Source organism: Streptomyces sp. CB02261 (assembly GCF_001905665.1).
Taxonomy (GTDB): Bacteria; Actinomycetota; Actinomycetes; order Streptomycetales; family Streptomycetaceae; genus Streptomyces.
Genome location: NZ_LIVX01000001.1, coordinates 343,438 through 360,458, shown reverse-complemented (window position 1 = coordinate 360,458; position 17,021 = coordinate 343,438). Strand labels below are relative to the sequence as shown.

General features: G+C 70.9%; 17 protein-coding genes. 9 read left to right on the top strand and 8 right to left on the bottom strand.

Translation table 11 applies throughout. The features are described 5' to 3' along the window. The first annotated feature begins 18 nt into the window (after positions 1-18). Complete coding sequence (locus AMK29_RS01615; RefSeq protein WP_073806787.1) at positions 19-960, top strand: ROK family glucokinase; 942 nt, start codon at positions 19-21, stop codon at positions 958-960. A 71-nt stretch (positions 961-1,031) separates the two neighbouring features. After that, the gene (locus tag AMK29_RS01610) at positions 1,032-1,775 is read left to right on the top strand and encodes an endonuclease/exonuclease/phosphatase family protein (protein WP_073806786.1); all 744 of its coding nucleotides are present in this window, start codon (positions 1,032-1,034) and stop codon (positions 1,773-1,775) included. 27 nt (positions 1,776-1,802) lie between these two features. On the opposite strand, the gene AMK29_RS01605 is transcribed toward AMK29_RS01610, so the two are convergent. Then, positions 1,803-2,624 carry a hypothetical protein gene (locus AMK29_RS01605; protein ID WP_073806785.1) on the bottom strand — a complete coding sequence of 274 codons (822 nt, stop codon included), beginning with the start codon at positions 2,622-2,624 and terminating at the stop codon, positions 1,803-1,805. Beyond that, on the bottom strand, positions 2,617-3,399 hold the full coding sequence (locus tag AMK29_RS01600) for an alpha/beta hydrolase (protein ID WP_073806784.1): 783 nt from the start codon (positions 3,397-3,399) through the stop codon (positions 2,617-2,619). Before AMK29_RS01600 ends, AMK29_RS01605 begins: the two co-directional genes overlap by 8 nt. 177 nt (positions 3,400-3,576) lie before the next feature. Between AMK29_RS01600 and AMK29_RS01595 the strand changes: the two genes are divergently transcribed. The 4 genes from AMK29_RS01595 to AMK29_RS01580 all read left to right on the top strand — a co-directional run bounded on the left by AMK29_RS01595 (position 3,577) and on the right by AMK29_RS01580 (position 7,346). Next, entirely contained in the window at positions 3,577-4,308 is a 732-nt protein-coding gene (locus AMK29_RS01595; protein ID WP_073806783.1) for a lysophospholipid acyltransferase family protein, read from the top strand. Between the two features lie 35 nt (positions 4,309-4,343). Then, entirely contained in the window at positions 4,344-5,555 is a 1,212-nt protein-coding gene (gene macS / locus AMK29_RS01590; RefSeq protein ID WP_073808164.1) for a MacS family sensor histidine kinase, read from the top strand. Further along, a complete protein-coding gene (locus AMK29_RS01585) occupies positions 5,552-6,235 on the top strand; it encodes a response regulator (protein ID WP_073806782.1) in 684 nt (227 codons plus the stop codon). The genes macS and AMK29_RS01585 overlap by 4 nt, the downstream gene beginning before the upstream one ends. 115 nt (positions 6,236-6,350) lie before the next feature. Beyond that, positions 6,351-7,346 (top strand): 2-hydroxyacid dehydrogenase, encoded by a 996-nt coding sequence (locus AMK29_RS01580; protein ID WP_073806781.1) that lies wholly within the window; start codon positions 6,351-6,353, stop codon positions 7,344-7,346. Here AMK29_RS01580 and AMK29_RS01575 read toward each other — a convergent pair whose 3' ends face one another. The 3 genes from AMK29_RS01575 to AMK29_RS01565 form a co-directional block, all read right to left on the bottom strand. Next, the gene (locus AMK29_RS01575) at positions 7,347-9,224 is read right to left on the bottom strand and encodes an anthranilate synthase family protein (RefSeq protein ID WP_073806780.1); all 1,878 of its coding nucleotides are present in this window, start codon (positions 9,222-9,224) and stop codon (positions 7,347-7,349) included. A gap of 99 nt (positions 9,225-9,323) precedes the next feature. Then, the gene (locus AMK29_RS37855; RefSeq protein WP_071892416.1) at positions 9,324-9,380 is read right to left on the bottom strand and encodes a trp operon leader peptide; all 57 of its coding nucleotides are present in this window, start codon (positions 9,378-9,380) and stop codon (positions 9,324-9,326) included. A gap of 96 nt (positions 9,381-9,476) precedes the next feature. Continuing rightward, positions 9,477-12,251: an N-acetylmuramoyl-L-alanine amidase gene (locus tag AMK29_RS01565; RefSeq protein ID WP_241845050.1), complete on the bottom strand. Its 2,775-nt coding sequence runs from the start codon at positions 12,249-12,251 to the stop codon at positions 9,477-9,479. 207 nt (positions 12,252-12,458) lie between these two features. Between AMK29_RS01565 and AMK29_RS01560 the strand changes: the two genes are divergently transcribed. After that, the gene (locus AMK29_RS01560; protein WP_107422499.1) at positions 12,459-13,811 is read left to right on the top strand and encodes a class II 3-deoxy-7-phosphoheptulonate synthase; all 1,353 of its coding nucleotides are present in this window, start codon (positions 12,459-12,461) and stop codon (positions 13,809-13,811) included. Positions 13,812-13,943: 132 nt separating this feature from the next. Next, positions 13,944-14,201: a (2Fe-2S)-binding protein gene (locus tag AMK29_RS01555; RefSeq protein WP_073806779.1), complete on the top strand. Its 258-nt coding sequence runs from the start codon at positions 13,944-13,946 to the stop codon at positions 14,199-14,201. Here the strand turns inward: AMK29_RS01555 and bfr are convergent. Then, on the bottom strand, positions 14,198-14,674 hold the full coding sequence (bfr, locus tag AMK29_RS01550; protein WP_073806778.1) for a bacterioferritin: 477 nt from the start codon (positions 14,672-14,674) through the stop codon (positions 14,198-14,200). The two genes, AMK29_RS01555 and bfr, sit on opposite strands and share 4 nt — an antisense overlap. A 177-nt stretch (positions 14,675-14,851) precedes the next feature. On the opposite strand from bfr, the gene AMK29_RS01545 reads away from it, so the two are divergent. Next, positions 14,852-15,496: a sulfite oxidase-like oxidoreductase gene (locus AMK29_RS01545; protein ID WP_073806777.1), complete on the top strand. Its 645-nt coding sequence runs from the start codon at positions 14,852-14,854 to the stop codon at positions 15,494-15,496. Between the two features lie 48 nt (positions 15,497-15,544). Here AMK29_RS01545 and AMK29_RS01540 read toward each other — a convergent pair whose 3' ends face one another. After that, on the bottom strand, positions 15,545-16,084 hold the full coding sequence (locus AMK29_RS01540; protein WP_073806776.1) for a DUF4396 domain-containing protein: 540 nt from the start codon (positions 16,082-16,084) through the stop codon (positions 15,545-15,547). A gap of 68 nt (positions 16,085-16,152) precedes the next feature. Further along, a complete protein-coding gene (locus AMK29_RS01535) occupies positions 16,153-17,016 on the bottom strand; it encodes a deoxyribonuclease IV (RefSeq protein WP_073806775.1) in 864 nt (287 codons plus the stop codon). Between the last annotated feature and the right edge of the window lie 5 nt (positions 17,017-17,021).

Below are 17,021 nucleotides of genomic sequence, written 5' to 3'. Positions count from 1 at the left end.
CCGAAAACTGAGGGACACATGGGACTCACCATCGGCGTCGACATCGGCGGCACGAAGATCGCGGCCGGCGTGGTCGACGAGGAGGGCAACATCCTCGACACGCACAAGGTGCCCACCCCGCCGACCCCCGAGGGCATCGTCGACGCGATCTGCGCGGCCGTCTCCGAGGCCGGCAAGGGGCACTCGATCGAGGCCGTCGGCATCGGCGCCGCGGGCTACGTCGACGACAAGCGTGCCACCGTCCTCTTCGCGCCGAACATCGACTGGCGGCACGAGCCGCTCAAGGACAAGGTCGAGCAGCGGGTCGGCCTGCCCGTCGTCGTCGAGAACGACGCCAACGCGGCCGCCTGGGGCGAGTACCGGTTCGGCGCCGGCCAGGGCCACGAGGACGTCATCTGCATCACCCTCGGCACCGGCCTCGGCGGCGGCATCATCATCGGCAACAAGCTGCGCCGCGGACGCTTCGGCGTGGCCGCCGAGTTCGGCCACATCCGGGTCGTCCCCGACGGTCTGCTGTGCGGCTGCGGCAGCCAGGGCTGCTGGGAGCAGTACGCCTCCGGTCGCGCCCTCGTCCGCTACGCCAAGCAGCGCGCCAACGCCACGCCGGAGCGCGCGGAGGTGCTCCTCGGCCTCGGCGACGGCACCCCCGAGGGCATCGAGGGCAAGCACGTCAGCCAGGCCGCCCGCGCCGGCGACCCGGTCGCCGTCGACTCCTTCCGCGAGCTGGCCCGCTGGGCGGGTGCCGGTCTCGCGGACCTGGCCTCGCTCTTCGACCCCTCGGCGTTCATCGTCGGCGGCGGCGTCTCGGACGAAGGCGACCTCGTCCTCGACCCGATCCGCAAGTCCTTCCGGCGCTGGCTGATCGGCGGCCAGTGGCGTCCGCACGCCCAGGTCCTCGCGGCCCAGCTCGGCAACAAGGCCGGTCTGGTCGGCGCCGCGGACCTGGCCCGCCAGGGCTGAGCAGCGTCCTTTCGCCACACGCCCGTCGCGTCCCCCCGGACGCGGCGGGCGTCTGTCGTACGTTACGTGGCATGGCGATCAGTGAGCTGCCCAACTCCCGGACCGAGGCGGACGGTTCGGCCGTCCTGCGGGTCCTCAGCTACAACGTCCGCTCGATGCGCGACGACGAGGACGCCCTCGCCCGGGTGATCCGGGCCTGTGCCCCGGACCTCGTCTTCGTCCAGGAGGCCCCCCGCTTCTTCCGCTGGCGCAAGCACGCCGCCCGGCTCGCCGCCAAGAGCGAGCTCGTCGTCCTCAGCGGCGGCGCCACCGCGGCCGGGCCGCTGCTGCTCTGCTCCCTGCGGGCCACCGTGGAACGCACCGAGGACGTGCTGCTGCCCCTCACCCCCGGCCTCCACCGGCGCGGTCTCGCGACCGCCGTCGTCCGCTTCGCGGGGGCCCGTGTCGGCCTGGTGAGCTGCCATCTGAGCCTGCGGAAGGAGGAGCGGTACGCCCAGGCCGGGATGGTCCTCGACCGGGTCGCCGCCCTGGGGACCCCGTACACCCTGGTCGGGGGCGACCTCAACGAACGGCCCGACGGCCCCGCCTTCCGCCGGCTCGCCAAGGAGCTCCAGGACGGCTGGGAGGTCAGCCCCTGGGGAGGCGAGAACACCTCGACCCCCGCCGACCCGCACCAGCGGATCGACGCGATCCTGGCCACCCCGGGCGTCGAGTTCCTCGGGTGCGGGGTGCCGACCGGCCTCGACCCGGCGGACCTGCGGGCCGCCACCGATCACCTTCCGGTGCTCGCGGCGGTCCGCGTCCCCGCGTCGTGATGGACGGGCGTCCGGCGGGCGGGCGTCTCAGACGACCGCGCCGCGGCCCGGGTCGTCGAAGCCGTCGTCATCGTCGTCGTCGTGCTTCATCCGCCCCACCAGGGTGGCGAAGCCGCCCAGGAAGCCGCCGACGCAGAGCGTGGTCAGCCACCAGGTCATGTCCCAGCGCAGCAGGACGGCCACCAGCATCAGCACCGGGCCGCCGACCACGGCGAGCCAGGCGAACTTGGTCGTGGTGTCCGCGTCGGGCAGCGGGGGCGGCTCCGGCGGGACGAAGTGGCCCTCGTCGGAGCCGCCGGGGGCGTCCTCCGGGTCCGCGGGCGAGTAGTCCCGGGGGCCGCTGGGCCGCACCCCGGGGGCGAACACGACGGAACTCCCGAGCGCGGGCCGCGCGGGACCGTCCTCCGGCCTCCCGCCTTCCGGCTCCGCGTCCCCGCGCTCCGTCGCTCCGGGCTCGGCCCCCTCCGGCCTCGCGTCCGCCGGCTTCGCGTCCGACGCGGGCCGGGACGGCTCGATCCTGAACTTCTCGTTCAGGGACTTCTCGGTGGGGGACCTCTCGGCCGGGGATCTCCCGGGCGAGGAGTCATCGCTGCCGGTCACCCCGCTCCCCGGCTCGTCCGCCGAGGCCTTCGCGCCGCGCGCCTTCGGACCGCTCGGCCCGGACGCGTCGGAGGCGTCCGGCTCCTCGTCCTCCGGCTCCGGCAGCGACAGGGTCTCGATGGTCCGGAACGGCTTGGCCCCCGGCGGGTCCACGGGCTCCTCGCCGTACCCGGCGACGATCGCGGCCCAGGCCGCCTCCTCGTCGATGGGCTGCGGGTCCCGCTCGCCGCCGTCCTGCTGCTCAGCCACCGCTCCTGCTCCCCTTTCCGCCGACCAGACCCGGCGCGAGACGCTCGACGAAGGCCAGGCTCTCGTCGAAGATCCGCTCCGCGTCATGGTCCAACGTCGCCACGTGGTAGCTCTGTTCCAGCAGGACCTCGCGGACGTCCGTCGAGGAGATCCGGGAGAGGATCCGGGCCGAGTCGGCCGGCGGCACGACATGGTCCTGGGGGCTGTGCAGCAGCAGCACCGGCTGCGTGACCTGCGGAAGCTCCCGGTCCACGGTCCGGAAGAACTGCCGCAGGGAGTACGCGGCGTGCAGCGGCACCCGGTCGTAGCCGATCTCGGTCACGCCCTCCTTGGCGATGTCGCTGGCGATTCCGTTCGTCGACGGGACCAGGTGCCGCACGACCGGCAGCGCGTGCGCCGCCACACCGTGCACCTTGTTGCCCGGGTTGACCAGGACGAGGCCCTTCACGGCGTCCCCGTGCTGGGAGGCCAGCCGCAGTGCCAGCGCCCCGCCCATGGAGAGGCCGAAGACGAAGACGGTCTCGCACCGCTGCAGAAGCTCGCGCAGCGCCCGGTCGACCTCCGCGTACCAGTCGTGCCAGGTGGTGAGCTGCATGTCCCGCCACCGGGTGCCGTGCCCGGGCAGCAGGGGCAGCGACACCGTGAGCCCGCGCTCGGCGAGATACTCGGCCCACGGGCGCAGTGACTGCGGGGAACCGGTGAATCCGTGACAGAGAAGGACGCCGACCTCTCCGCCCTCGTGGCGGTACGGCTCGGCTCCGGGAAGGACCGGCACCGGGGTCTCCTGTTCGTTCGACTTCGGGTGCGCCGAAGCGACGGAAAATGGGGAAGGACCTTCACGGTACGCGACCGGACCGACACCGACCAGGGCCGTAGCGGGGGGCGTGCGCCGGTACGGGATAAAGTCGTCGCCACGGCACACGGAAGGCATGGCGAGTTGATCTACGGCGCAATGAAGTTCTCCCTCGGAGGGTCCCTCAAGCTTGCCTTCCGGCCCTGGGTGGAGGGTCTGGAGAACATTCCCGCCGAGGGGCCGGCGATCCTGGCGAGCAACCACCTGTCGTTCTCCGACTCCTTCTTCCTGCCCGCCGTCCTCGACCGCAAGGTCACCTTCATCGCCAAGGCGGAGTACTTCACCTCGCCGGGCGTGAAGGGCAAGCTCACCGCCGCCTTCTTCAAGGGCGTCGGACAGCTCCCGGTGGACCGCTCGGGCGCCCGGGGCGCGGGCGAGGCCGCGATCAAGGCCGGCATCGACGTCATCGAGAAGGGCGGCCTCTTCGGGATCTACCCCGAGGGCACCCGCTCGCCCGACGGACGCCTCTACCGGGGCAAGCCCGGCGGTCTCGCCCGGGTGGCGCTGGCCACCGGAGCGCCCGTGATCCCGGTGGCCATGATCGACACCGAGAAGATCCAGCCGCCCGGCAAGGTCGTCCCCAAGCTGATGCGCCCGGGGATCCGGATCGGCAAGCCGCTGGACTTCACCCGCTACCAGGGCATGGAGGGGGACCGCTTCATCCTGCGTTCGGTGACCGACGAGGTCATGTACGAGATCATGAAGCTGTCCGGCCAGGAGTACGTCGACATCTACGCGACCGCGGCCAAGCGGCAGATCGCGGACGCGGAGAAGGCGGCCAAGGAGGCCGTGAAGGCCGAGATCGCGGCGCGGCAGGAGTCCGGCGCGTAGACGTTCCCGAGAGGGACGTCCGGGGGGTGGGGGAGATGGCCGAGCGCGAGCGTGTCGTCCGCATGTCGGTCGAGCAGCCGCTGTGGCGTGCGCTGACCGGCTACCGCGTCCTGACCATGGTCTACGCGGTCCTGATCTTCGGCTTCGGCCGGGAGGCGTTCGAGCGGCCCTGGGTCGCCGTCGGCTACCTCGCGGTGCTGTGCGTCTGGACCTTCGCGACCCTGCCCAAGGTGGCGAACGCGGCCAGCTGCACCAGGCGCTTCCTGGGCGCCGACCTCACCGTCGCCCTCGTCGGCATCCTGCTCACCCCGCTCGCCGACACCGACGCCCAGACGTTCGACGGCCCGACGCTGCCGTCGATATGGACCGCCGGATCCGTCCTCGCGTACGCGATCAAGGGCGGCTGGCGCTGGGCCGGCCTCGCCTCCTCCCTCGTCGCCGTCGCCAACATCGTGGAGCGCGGCCACCCCAGCCGGGACACCCTCCACAACGTCCTGCTCGTCTGGGTGGCCTCCATCGCCATCGGATACGTCGTCGAGGTCGCCCGCGCCTCCGAGCGCACCCTCGCCCGCGCCCTGGAGATCGAGGCCGCGACCCGCGAGCGCGAGCGACTGGCCCGGGACATCCACGACAGCGTCCTCCAGGTCCTCGCCATGGTGCAGCGGCGCGGCACGGCGATCGGCGGCGAGGCCGCCGAGCTGGGCCGGATGGCGGGGGAGCAGGAGGTGGCCCTCCGTACCCTGGTCGCGGGCGGTCTGACCCGGCCCAGCCTGGTCTCCGAGGACGAGTCGGAGGGCGCGGTCGTCCGGGTCGTCGACGTGGACGACGAGGACGACGACTCACCCGTCGACCTGCGCCTGCTGCTCGCCCCGCGCGCGGGGGCCCGCGTCACCCTCTCCGATCCGGGCGCCCCGGTCCTGCTGCCGCCGCCCGCCGCCCGGGAGCTGGCCGCCGCCGTCGGCGCCGCCCTGGACAATGTGCGGGTGCACGCGGGGGACACCGCCCAGGCCTGGATCCTGGTCGAGGAGTGGCCGGACGAGGTGATCGTCACCGTCCGGGACGACGGTCCCGGCATCCCGGACGGCCGCCTCGCCCAGGCGGAGGGCGAGGGACGGATGGGCGTCGCCCTCTCCATCCGGGGGAGACTGCGGGAGCTCGGCGGCACGGCCGAGCTGATCTCGGTCCCCGGACAGGGCACGGAAGTCGAGTTGAAGGTCCCACGGGGGAAGGCAGGACGAGGAAGATGAGCGAGCAGCGGGCCGAGCGGCCGATCAGGGTGATGGTCGTCGACGACCATCCGATGTGGCGGGACGCGGTCGCCCGCGACCTCGCCGAGGCGGGCCTCGACGTGGTGGCCACCGCCGGTGACGGCGAGCAGGCCGTGCGCCGCGCCCGGGCGGTCACCCCGGACGTCCTCGTCCTGGACCTGAACCTGCCGGTGAAGCCGGGCGTCCAGGTGTGCAAGGAGCTCGTCGGCGACCGGCCCGAGCTGCGGGTCCTCGTGCTCTCCGCGAGCGGTGAGCACGCCGACGTCCTGGAGGCGGTCAAGTCCGGCGCCACCGGCTACCTCCTCAAGTCGGCCAGTACCGAGGAGCTGATCGACGCCGTGCGGCGGACGGCGGTCGGCGACCCCGTCTTCACCCCCGGTCTCGCCGGTCTGGTCCTCGGCGAGTACCGCCGGCTCGCCTCGGAGCCCGCCCCGGCGCCCGGCGCCGACGAGCCGAAGGCCCCGCAGCTGACCGAGCGGGAGACCGAGGTGCTGCGGCTCGTCGCCAAGGGTCTCAGCTACAAGCAGATCGCGGAGCGCCTGGTGATCTCGCACCGCACGGTCCAGAACCACGTGCAGAACACCCTCGGCAAGCTCCAGCTGCACAACCGGGTGGAGCTCGTCCGGTACGCCATCGAGCGCGGCCTCGACGACGCCTGAGCCCCGGCCGGTGCGCCCCCGCCCGGTACCGGCGTGCCGGGCGCGGGGACGGGAGGGGTCGTATATTCGCGATGATCGCGCGTATCCGGCCATCACCGTCCTGAGGGGAATTTCCGTGGAAATCCTGGCATTCGGCGTGCAGGCGGACGAGAAGCCCCTCATCGAGCAGGCGTTCGCGGGCCACCACGACGTCCGCTGTCTGACCGTCTTCCTCACCGAGGACACCGCCCCCATCGCCGCCGGCTACGAGATCGTCTCCACCAGCGTCAACGCCGTCCTGGACAACCACGTCCTGCAGACCCTCGCCGCCGGCGGGACCCAGATGATCGCCCAGCGGTCCACGGGCTTCAACAACATCGACCTGGAGGTGGCCGAGCGACTCGGCCTCACCGTCGCCCGGGTCTCGTCCTACTCGCCGTACTCCGTCGCCGAGTTCGCCTGGACCCTCGCCACCGCCGTCAACCGCCGGATCGTCCGCGCCTCCAACCGGACCCGCGACTTCGACTTCCGCCTCGACGGACTGATGGGCCGTGACCTGCGGGGCCGCACCGTCGGCGTCCTCGGCACCGGCAAGATCGGGGAGGCCTTCACCCGCATCGCCCACGGCTTCGGCATGAACCTGCTCGGCTGGGACGTCGCCGAGAACCCCGCCTGCCTCGCGCTCGGCATGACGTACGTCGAGAAGGAGCGGCTCTTCGCCGAGGCCGACGTGATCAGCCTGCACGTGCCGCTGCTCCCGTCGACCCACCACCTCGTCGACGCCGCCGCCCTCAGTTCCATGAAGGACGACGCCATCCTGGTGAACTCCAGCCGGGGCGGGCTCGTCGACACCGAGGCGCTGGTCGTCGAGCTCCGGGCCGGACGCTTCGCCGGGGTCGGCCTCGACGTGTACGAGGCGGAGGCCGGGCTCTTCTTCCTCGACAAGTCCCTGGAGGTCGTCGAGGACGACACCCTGGCCCGGCTCGTGACCTTCCCGAACGTGGTGGTCACCTCGCACCAGGCGTACTACACAGTGGACGCGGTCGGCCAGATCATCGACACCACGGTCCAGAACGTCCTCGACTACACGGCGGGGCGGCGCAGCGAGAACGTCCTGGTCCCGAGGGTCTGATCAGACAAGCACCCCGGCGAGCAGCGAGGCCGTCAGGGCCGCGCCGTCCGTCGTCAGCACCGACTCGGGGTGGAACTGGACCCCGGCGAAGCCCGGCCCGCGCAGCGCGTGGACCTCACCGGTCTCCGCGTCCCGGCTCACCTCGATCCGGTGCAGCGCCAGTTCCGTCGCCGTCCGTTCGTCGCAGCGGGCGGTGAAGCTGTTGTAGAAGCCGACCGTCCGCTCCTGCCCGAAGAGGTCGATCCGCAGCTGGGCCCCCTGGAACGGGGTCCGCTTGCGGACGATCTCCAGGCCCAGCTCGGCGGCGATCAGCTCGTGCCCGAGGCAGACGCCCAGCAGACCGTGGCGGTGGTCCCGCACCAGCTCGGCCGTCAGGGAGCGCAGGAAGCGCATCTTCGGGTCGGCCGCGTCTGAGGGGTTCCCGGGACCGGGGCCCAGGACCACCGGCCCCTCGTGGGCGAGCGCGAGCTCCCGCAGCCCCGGCTCGTCGTACCGCAGCACCGACACGTCGAGGCCCGAGGAGCGCAGGACGTGCGCCAGCATCGCCGTGAACGTGTCCTCGGCGTCGACGACCAGGGCGTGGCCCGCCAGTTCCGCCGAGCGGACCTGCATCTTCAGCCAGAACGGCGCGAGGTCGGCGCGCCGGGCGTCCAGGGCGGCCCGCACCCGGGGATCGTCGGCGAGCCGCGCCGGAGCCGCCGGGTCCGAGGCACCCGCCACCGGCCGGCCCTCCCGCGCCCCGAGCGCGGTGAGCACCCCGGCCGCCTTGGCGTGGGTCTCGGCCACCTCGCCCGCCGGGTCGGAGTGCCGTACCAGGGTCGCGCCGACGGGCACCCGCAGCCGCCCCCCGGCGTCGATGTCGGCGGTGCGGATGAGGATGGGGGAGTCCAGGGTCTGGGCGCCGCTCTCGTCGGTGCCGAGCAGGGCGAGCGCCCCCGCGTAGTAGCCCCGGCCGCCGACCTCGTGACGCTCGATCACCCGGCAGGCGTTCTGCACGGGCGAGCCGGTCACGGTCGCCGCGAACATGGTCTCCCGCAGCACCTCCCGCACGTCCAGGCTGGACCGGCCCCGCAACTCGTACTCGGTGTGCGCGAGATGGGCCATCTCCTTGAGCCGAGGCCCGATCACCACCCCGCCCATGTCGCCGACCGTGCACATCATCTTGAGCTCCTCGTCGACCACCATCGACAGCTCCTCCGTCTCCTTGCGGTCGGCGAGGAAGGCGAGGAGTCCCTCGGCGGTCGGCGCGGCCCCGGCCGGGTAGCGGTACGTGCCGCTGATCGGGTTCATCACGACCGTCCCGCCCGACATCCGCACGTGCACCTCCGGGCTGGCCCCGACGAGCGTCCGGTCCCCGGTGTGCACGACGAAGGTCCAGTACGCGCCCCGCTCGCCCGTGAGCAGCCGCCGGAACAGGGCGAGGGCGTCGGCGCGCCCGAAGCCCGGGATCTCGCCGGTGTACGTCCGCCGGACGACGAAGTTCGCTCCCTCGCCGGCGCCGATCTCCTCGTCGATGACCCGCCGCACGATGCCGGCGTACTCCTCGTCGGAGACGTCGAAGCCGCCGTCCTCGACGGTCACGTCGTGCGCGGGAAGCCGCTCGACGGCCTCGGCGAGCGGCAGCTCGTACACCTCGTCGGCGACGAGCACGGAGAGCGGGGTGCCGTCGTCGCGCACGTCGAAGCCGCGCTCCCGGATCTGCCGGAAGGGCACGAGGGCGAGCGTCGGCAGCGGGCCCACGGGCAGCTCCGCGAGGCGCTCGGCCTCGTGGACCCGGCCGATCAGCACCTCGACGGTGTCGTGGTCACGGCCGGGGGTGCGGCGGCGCAGCAGGGCGAAGGGCGGGGCGGACTCGTCGAGGAGACGGGAGAGGTCCATGGGTCCGTGGTTCCTTCCGGCGGAGTGCGGGGAGGAACGGCCCGGGCATGAGAAAGGCCGCCCCTCGGGCGGCCTGTGCAAGCGTGGATGTACGCGCAGTCAGTGGGCCGCCGGATGAGCGGTCCACCACCAGTTCTGGATCTGAGGCGCGAACATGCGAGCACTCTAGCCCAGAGGGACACGGAAACGGGGCCCGGTCCGCACCGTGGACGGTGCGAGCCGGGCCCCGGAGGCCGTCTCTCGACTACCCGATCAGAAGATCAGGTTGTAGATCTGCCAGCCGCCGCCCACGCGCACGCGGGGCGAGAAGAGCGTGCCCGTGCCCGTGCCCGGGAACATCCACAGCACGCCGGTCGAGTCACGGGCGGTGAAGTCGACCTTGCCGTCACGGTTCAGGTCGCTCGGACCGACCAGGCTGCCGTAGATCTGCCAGCCCGCGCTGATCTTCACCCGGGGGGAGAAGAGCGTGCTCGTGCCGGTGCCCTTGAAGATCCACATGTTGCCGGAGGTGTCCCGGGCCATGACGTCGGGCTTGCCGTCACCGGTCAGATCGCCGGTGCCTATGAGCTCGTTGTAGATGGTCCAGCCGGCGCTGACCTTCACCCGCGGGGCGAAGGGGGTGGCCGGAACGCCCGTGCCCTTGAAGAGCCAGAGCACGCCCGACTTCTCGCGCGCGAGCAGATCGGCCTTGCCGTCGCCGGTGATGTCACGGACACCCACCATGCGGTCGTAGATCTGCCAGCCCGCGCTGACCTTGATCCTCGGCTTGAACGGCATGGAGGCCTTGCCGCTGCCCGGGAAGTACCACATGACTCCGGTGGTCTCCCGCGCCATCACGTCGCCGGTCCCGTCCGCGCGCAGGGCGGTCATCGGGGTGACGGTGTTGTACGCGTTCCACCCGGCGCTGATCCGGTACCGGGTCAGGAACGGCGCGGAGACACTGCCGGTGCCCTGGTACTGCCAGAGGACACCGGAGGCGTCACGGGCGAGGAGGTTGTAGCGGTTGGTGGCGGTGACGGCCGGCCTGGTCGCCACCTCCTTGACGTCGCTCGCCTTCACGAAGCCCAGGCGGTGGTTGTAGCGGATCGGGATGAAGATGTTGGTCTTGCCCGCGACCCGGGTGCCGTCGGTGTTGTAGGCGCTGGAGTAGTAGTCGCCCGCCACGGGCTCGCCGGCCTTCGTGTACACCTGCCCGGCCGGGAGGCTGTACTTGGTCAGCGACGCGCTGTTGCTGGGCTGGACCGACACGCCGGTGCCCGTGTAGGCGGCGTCCTCGGGGTAGGCGCGGCCGTAGACCGGGATCGAGGTGGCGCCGTCCTTGGCGGTGATCGCCGTCTTCACGCCCACGGGAGCCGTGTACTGGCCTCCCGGGTTGCGGAACCAGGCCTTCTTGCCGCCGTACCAGATGGCGGTCCAGTCGGGCCGCGACTCGGCGACGACATGGGTGCTGCCGGCCGTGACCTTGTTGGCCCAGTTGGAACCGTACTGCCAGTTCGCGGTGAAGTACGGGTCGGTCAGCGCCTTGGTCTGGTCGGCGACCGGCTCCGAGTAGAGGTAGCCGAAGTTGACCGGCAGCGGGACGGTCGTCTTGACGACCCCCCCGTCCGAGTACTTCATCGCCTGCTGGTTGGCCGAGGTGAACGGCGGGACGACACGGACCAGCTGGCCGGCCTGGAGGACGTCACCCGCGCCACCCGCGCCGGTGGGGGCGCCGACCAGGGACATGAAGTGGTTCCAGTCCCAGAACGGCCCGGCGTCCCAGTGGTCCTGGACCTTGGTGTCCAGGACGCTCGGCACCTCGTCGTGGCCGATGATGTGCTCGCGGTCCAGCGGGATGGAGTACTTCGCCGCCAGGTGCTTCACGAGGGCGGCTGAGGACTCGTACTCCGGCTCGGTGTACCAGCCGGCGTCGCCCTTGATGGCGTAGCCCTCGTGCTCGATGCCGATCGAGTGCATGTTCACGGTCTTGTTGCCCGCGTGGAACGCCTCGTTCTTGGTCTCGACCATCTGGGTCACGCGACCGTCGGCACGCACGATGTAGTGCGCGCTCGCCCACTTGTTCGGGTTCTGGAAGACGCTTACGGCGCCGTCGTGAGTGCCCTCGATGTCGTGGATGACGATCTGGCGGATGTCGAAACCGCCGCTGCCGTTGGCGGTGCGGCTCGCGATGTTGTAGTTGCCCAGGTCCTGCTGGTACGCGGCGGGGATGAACCCGCAGACCGTGATCAGGTTCTCCGGGCATTCGACGGCCGGGGTGTCGTTCGTGGCGGCACCGCTCGCGGCCAGCGGCACGTTCGCCGGCTCGACCGGGTCCACCGACGGGTTCGCCGGCAGGACGACCTGCTCGCCGTCCGTCGTGATCTCCCGCTCACCGGTCCTGATCGAGTCGAAGACGCGCTTCGCGAACAGGTCGGCGCCCTCGCGGTCCTCGGACTGGCTGTATCGGGCCACGGCGGGGTACCAGTCGCCCGGGTCCTCGGACAGCTCGGCTCCGGCCTGCTTCTGGTACTCGGCGAGGAGCGCCGCCCCGGCCCGGATCGACGCGGCCGTGTCCTTCTGGACGGTGTCCGTCGAGCCGTCGATCAGCTCCGCGGCCTTGTCCAGGGTGTGCAGCTTCGGGTCGTCGGTGTCGACCGCCGCCTCGGCGACGGGCGCCAGCGCCTTCTTCTTGTCGATCTTCTTGTCGACCGACGGGTCGCCGGTGCCGTTCACGAGGTGCTCGAGGAGATGCTCGCTCGCGTCGGCCTCGACGTCCTCGGGGTCGACCTTGGTCAGACCCATGACGTTGTACGCCCCGGTCGTGCTCGGCAGCCCGTCGTGGGACTCCCACCGCGTCTGCCGGTACGACACGGCCATCAGCACGCTCTGCGGCACATCGAACTCGCGCGCCGCGTTTGCGAACTGCGACTGGAGGGAAGTTGTCCCGGCAGCCTTGTCGTCGCCCGCCGCGCCGAGGAGGCCGGGAGACGCGACCGCGATCGTGCCGATCGTGGCTGTGGCCACGACGGCCGCTGCGGCTCCGTACAAGATTCGTTTCTTCTTACGGTCCCTGCGGTGACTCCGGGTCACGCCCACCCCTGTGATTCGACTGTGTTGCGACTGTGTACGTGTGAAACGGGCCAGAGGGTAACACCACTCGATGGCATGAAGATCGGCGGCGGACATAACGGGCGCGCGTCTCAGTCACTGGGCAGGGGGACAGGACCGGACGAAGAACCCCGTAATGTGGTGTGCGTGACCGTGAACGCTGATTCCCACGCCGTCGCCAAGGCGACCTGGCGAGACCTGCCCGCGGCGCAGCAGCCCGAGTACCCCGATGCCGAGGCTCTGCGCGATGTGATCGCGGACCTCGAGTCGTATCCTCCGCTCGTCTTCGCCGGCGAGTGCGACCAGCTGCGCGCCCGGATGGGAGCCGTCGCCCGTGGCGAGGCGTTCCTGCTCCAGGGCGGCGACTGTGCCGAGGCCTTCGACGGTGTGTCCGCCGACCACATCAGGGCCAAGCTCAAGACGCTGCTCCAGATGAGCGCCGTCCTCACCTACGCGGCCTCCGTGCCGGTGGTGAAGGTCGGCCGCATCGCCGGCCAGTACTCGAAGCCCCGCTCCAAGGGGACCGAGACCCGCGACGGCGTGACCCTGCCCACGTACCGGGGCGACTCGGTCAACGGCTTCGACTTCAACGAGAAGGCCCGCATCCCGGACCCCGAGCGCCTGAAGCGGATGTACAACGCGTCCGCGTCCACGCTCAACCTGGTGCGCGCCTTCACCACCGGCGGTTACGCCGACCTGCGCCAGGTGCACGCCTGGAACCAGGACTTCGTGAAGTCGTCCCCGTCGGGCCAGCGCTACGAGGCGCTCGCCCGCGAGATCGACAACGCCCTGAACTTCATGAAGGCCTGCGGCACCGACCCGGCCGAGTTCAAGGCCGTCGAGTTCTACGCCTCCCACGAGGCGCTGCTGCTCGACTACGAGGGCGCCCTGACCCGTACGGACTCGCGCACCGGCAAGCTGTACGACACCTCCGGCCACATGGTCTGGATCGGTGAGCGCACCCGCCAGCTCGACCACGCCCACATCGAGTTCGCCTCGCGGATCGCGAACCCGATCGGCATCAAGCTGGGCCCGACCACCTCGGTGGACGAGGCGCTGACGTACATCGACCGTCTCGACCCCGAGCGCGAGGCCGGCCGGCTGACCTTCATCGTCCGCATGGGCGCCGACAAGGTCCGCGACAAGCTCCCCGAGCTCGTCGAGAAGGTCACCGCCTCCGGCGCGGTCGTCGCCTGGGTCACCGACCCGATGCACGGCAACACCTTCGAGGCCGCCTCCGGCCACAAGACGCGCCGCTTCGACGACGTGCTCGACGAGGTCAAGGGCTTCTTCGAGGTCCACAAGGCCCTCGGCACCCACCCGGGCGGCATCCACGTCGAGCTCACCGGTGACGACGTCACCGAGTGCGTGGGCGGCGGCGACGAGATCTTCGTCGACGACCTGCACCAGCGCTACGAGACGGCCTGCGACCCGCGCCTCAACCGCAGCCAGTCCCTCGACCTGGCCTTCCTGGTGGCGGAGATGTACCGCGATCAGTAAGTAGGTACCTACGACGATGGGGCGCGGATCCATGTGATCCGCGCCCCATCGTCGTTTCCAGGGCTTTTGCCGGCCCGCGCCGCCGGGTAAGGTTAGGTTAGCCTAATCGATCACGGCGGGAGGTGAACCGCGTTGTACGTCTGCTCATGCTTCGGTGTGACGGAGAAGCAGGTCAAGCAGCATGCGGACGCGGGCGCCTGCACGCCGCGCCAGATCGCCTCGGCCTGCAAGGCCGGCACGGACTGCGGTTCCTGCGTCCGTCGCATCCAGGCCATCCTCGGGCGCGGCAACTGCCCCCGGCGTGAACTCCTGGACCAGGGGATGCCCGCGCTGTCGACGGAGGTCGTCGCGGAGCTCGGGGAAGCCGCTCAGCTCGGGGAAGCCGCTTAGCTCGGCTGCTCGATGAGCGTCGAGATGTAGAGCGCCTCACCCAGGGACTCGATCAGCTCCAGCTGCGTGTCCAGGTAGTCGATGTGGTGCTCCTCGTCGGCCAGGATCTCCTCGAAGAGGTTCGCCGAGGTGACGTCGCCCTTGGCCCGCATGACCTCGATCCCGCGCTTCAGCCGGTCGATCGCCTCGACCTCGACCTGGCGGTCCGCCTGGAACATCTCGGTGAGGGTCTGGCCGACCCGTACGTGGAAGAGTCGCTGGTAGTTAGGCAGGCCGTCGAGCATCAGGATGCGCTCGGTCAGCTTGTCCGCGTGCTTCATCTCGTCGATGGACTCTTCGCGGGTGTACTTGGCGAGCTTCGTCCACCCCTTGTTGTCCTGGATGCGATAGTGCAGCCAGTACTGGTTGATGGCCGTCAGCTCGCCGGTCAGCTGCTCGTTGAGGAACTCGAGGACCTCGGGGTCGCCCTGCATCGCAGAGGCTCCTTCCACGTTACGTGTCTACGCCGTCACTGGGCAGGATGGCCGCATCCTCGCACCCCGAATGGGGGGCGTCCAGTAAGTGCAGGCTTAGTCGGAGATGCCCGGATCCATCGGTGCGGGTGGTCTCCTGGTCATGACCACCCCTCGCCGTCTGTCACCATGGATGACATGGGTCAGCCGGAGAGCGGAGTACACCGGGAAGCGGGGCAGCCGGATCGTTCACCGGACCTTCCGCCGGGCCAGCGGCTCCAGCGCGGCTGGCCGGTCACCCACTACGGGCCCGTGCCCAAGTTCAAGCCCGACCGCTGGGAGTTCCGCGTCTTCGGGGCGACGGCCGACGGCGACAAGCGGTGCTGGAACCACGAGGAGTTCTCGGCCCTCCCGTTCTCCACGGTCGAGGCCGATCTGCACTGCGTCACGAAATTCAGCATGCTCGGGGCCGAATGGGGTGGCGTCCCGGCCCGCACGGTCCTCGACCTCGCCCCACCCGCACCGCAGGTCACCCATGTGATGGTCTGGGCCGAGTACGGCTACAGCGCCAACATGCGGCTCGCCGACTTCTCCGCGGACCGCACGATCTTCGCCACCCACAAGGACGGCGAGCTGCTCACCGCCGAGCACGGCTTCCCGCTGCGCCTCGTCGTCCCGCACCTGTACGCCTGGAAGGGCCCGAAGTGGGTCAGGGGTGTGGAGTACATGGCCGCCGACCGGCGGGGCTTCTGGGAGGAGCGCGGCTACCACAACCTCGGCGACCCCTGGACCGAGCAGCGCTACTCGTACCAGGAGGAGCCGGGAGACGGCCCGGAGCTCTGACCGCTCCGGACCGTCCGTCGATCCTGCTGGTGCCTGCCTTCGCCGTGGTCAGTGGTGGTACTGGTGGACCACCGCGTGGCCCTTGCCCCGGCCGATCATCCACTTGTTGACCGGCGTGGTGATCACGAACGCGGCGGCGAGGGCGATGGCGAGCACGATCCAGAAGAGCGGCGCGGTGAGGTGGGCGTCCATGGCGCCGGGCCAGAGGGCGATGACGCCGTTGTCGATGATCTCCATGACCGTGATGGAGAGGGTGTCGGCGGCGAGGGCGACCTTGAACGCGGTCCGGAAGTCGAGGCCGGCGGCCAGGACGCCGCGCAGGGTGAGCGCGTAGCCGAAGAAGAAGGCCAGGACGATCGCGAGAATCATCGTCTGCACGTTGCCCCAGCCGAGCGCGGTGCCGATCACCATGCCGAGCACCTCGCCGATGGCACAGCCGGTGAGGCAGTGCAGCGTGGCCTTGGCGGCCATGGACCAGGAGACCTTGCCCGAGTGGTCGGAGTGGCCGGTGTGTCCCGCGTGGCCCGTCCGGCCCACGTGTCGCGTGTGGGGGTCGTGGTCGTGGTGGGTGTGTGCGTCGTGCTCCATCGGGTGCCCCCAACGTCGGGTAGCGGTTCCTGCCGTTACAGGAACGGTATACCCCCTAGGGGTATTCCTCAACGGGAGACGACATCCCGGAGCTTCTTCAGCAGCTCCACGTCCGCGAGGTGACCCTCCTTGCCGCCCGGCGTCTCGATGATCAGCGGCACCCCGTCGGTCGCCGGATGCCGCAGGAGGTTCCGGAAGCCGTCCTCGCCGATGTGACCCACGCCGATGTTCGCGTGCCGGTCCTTGCGGGCGCCGACCACGTCCTGGGAGTCGTTGGCGTGGATCAGCTTCAGCCGGCCCTCGCCCACCACCTCCACCAGCTGGTCGAGGGTCTGCGTCGCGCCGTGCGGACCGGTCAGGTCGTGGCCGGCGGCGAAGATGTGACAGGTGTCGAGGCAGATCCCCAGCTTCGGATGACGGTCGAGAGCGTCGAAGTACGGCCCGAAGTCCTCCGCGCGCGAGCAGAGCGAGAACCCCTGGCCGGCCGTGGACTCGAGCAGCAGATACGGGTCGTCGTCGTGCGTCAGCTCGTCGAGGAGCGGCAGCATCCGCTCGCGCACCTGGGCGAGTGCCTCCGCGCGCGGGCGTCCCCCGGTCGCCGAGCCGGTGTGCACCACCACGCCCCGCGCGCCGATCTCCCGGCCCCGCCGCAGCGAGTGCCGCAGCGACTCCACCGACCTCTCCACGGTGGCCTCCGTGTGGGAGCCGAAGTTGATCAGGTACGGGGCGTGGACCCAGGCCGAGATCGACCCGGCGGCGCACTCGGCGCGGAACCGCTCGTCCTGGGCGGGGTTGCCGGGCGGGGTGGCCCAGCCGCGCGGGTTGGCGACGAAGACCTGCACGGTCTCGGCGCCCAGTTCACGGGCGTAGCCGAGGCCGATGGTGGCGAGGCCACCGGCCACGGGGACATGACCGCCGACGGGGTTGCGCATGAGTC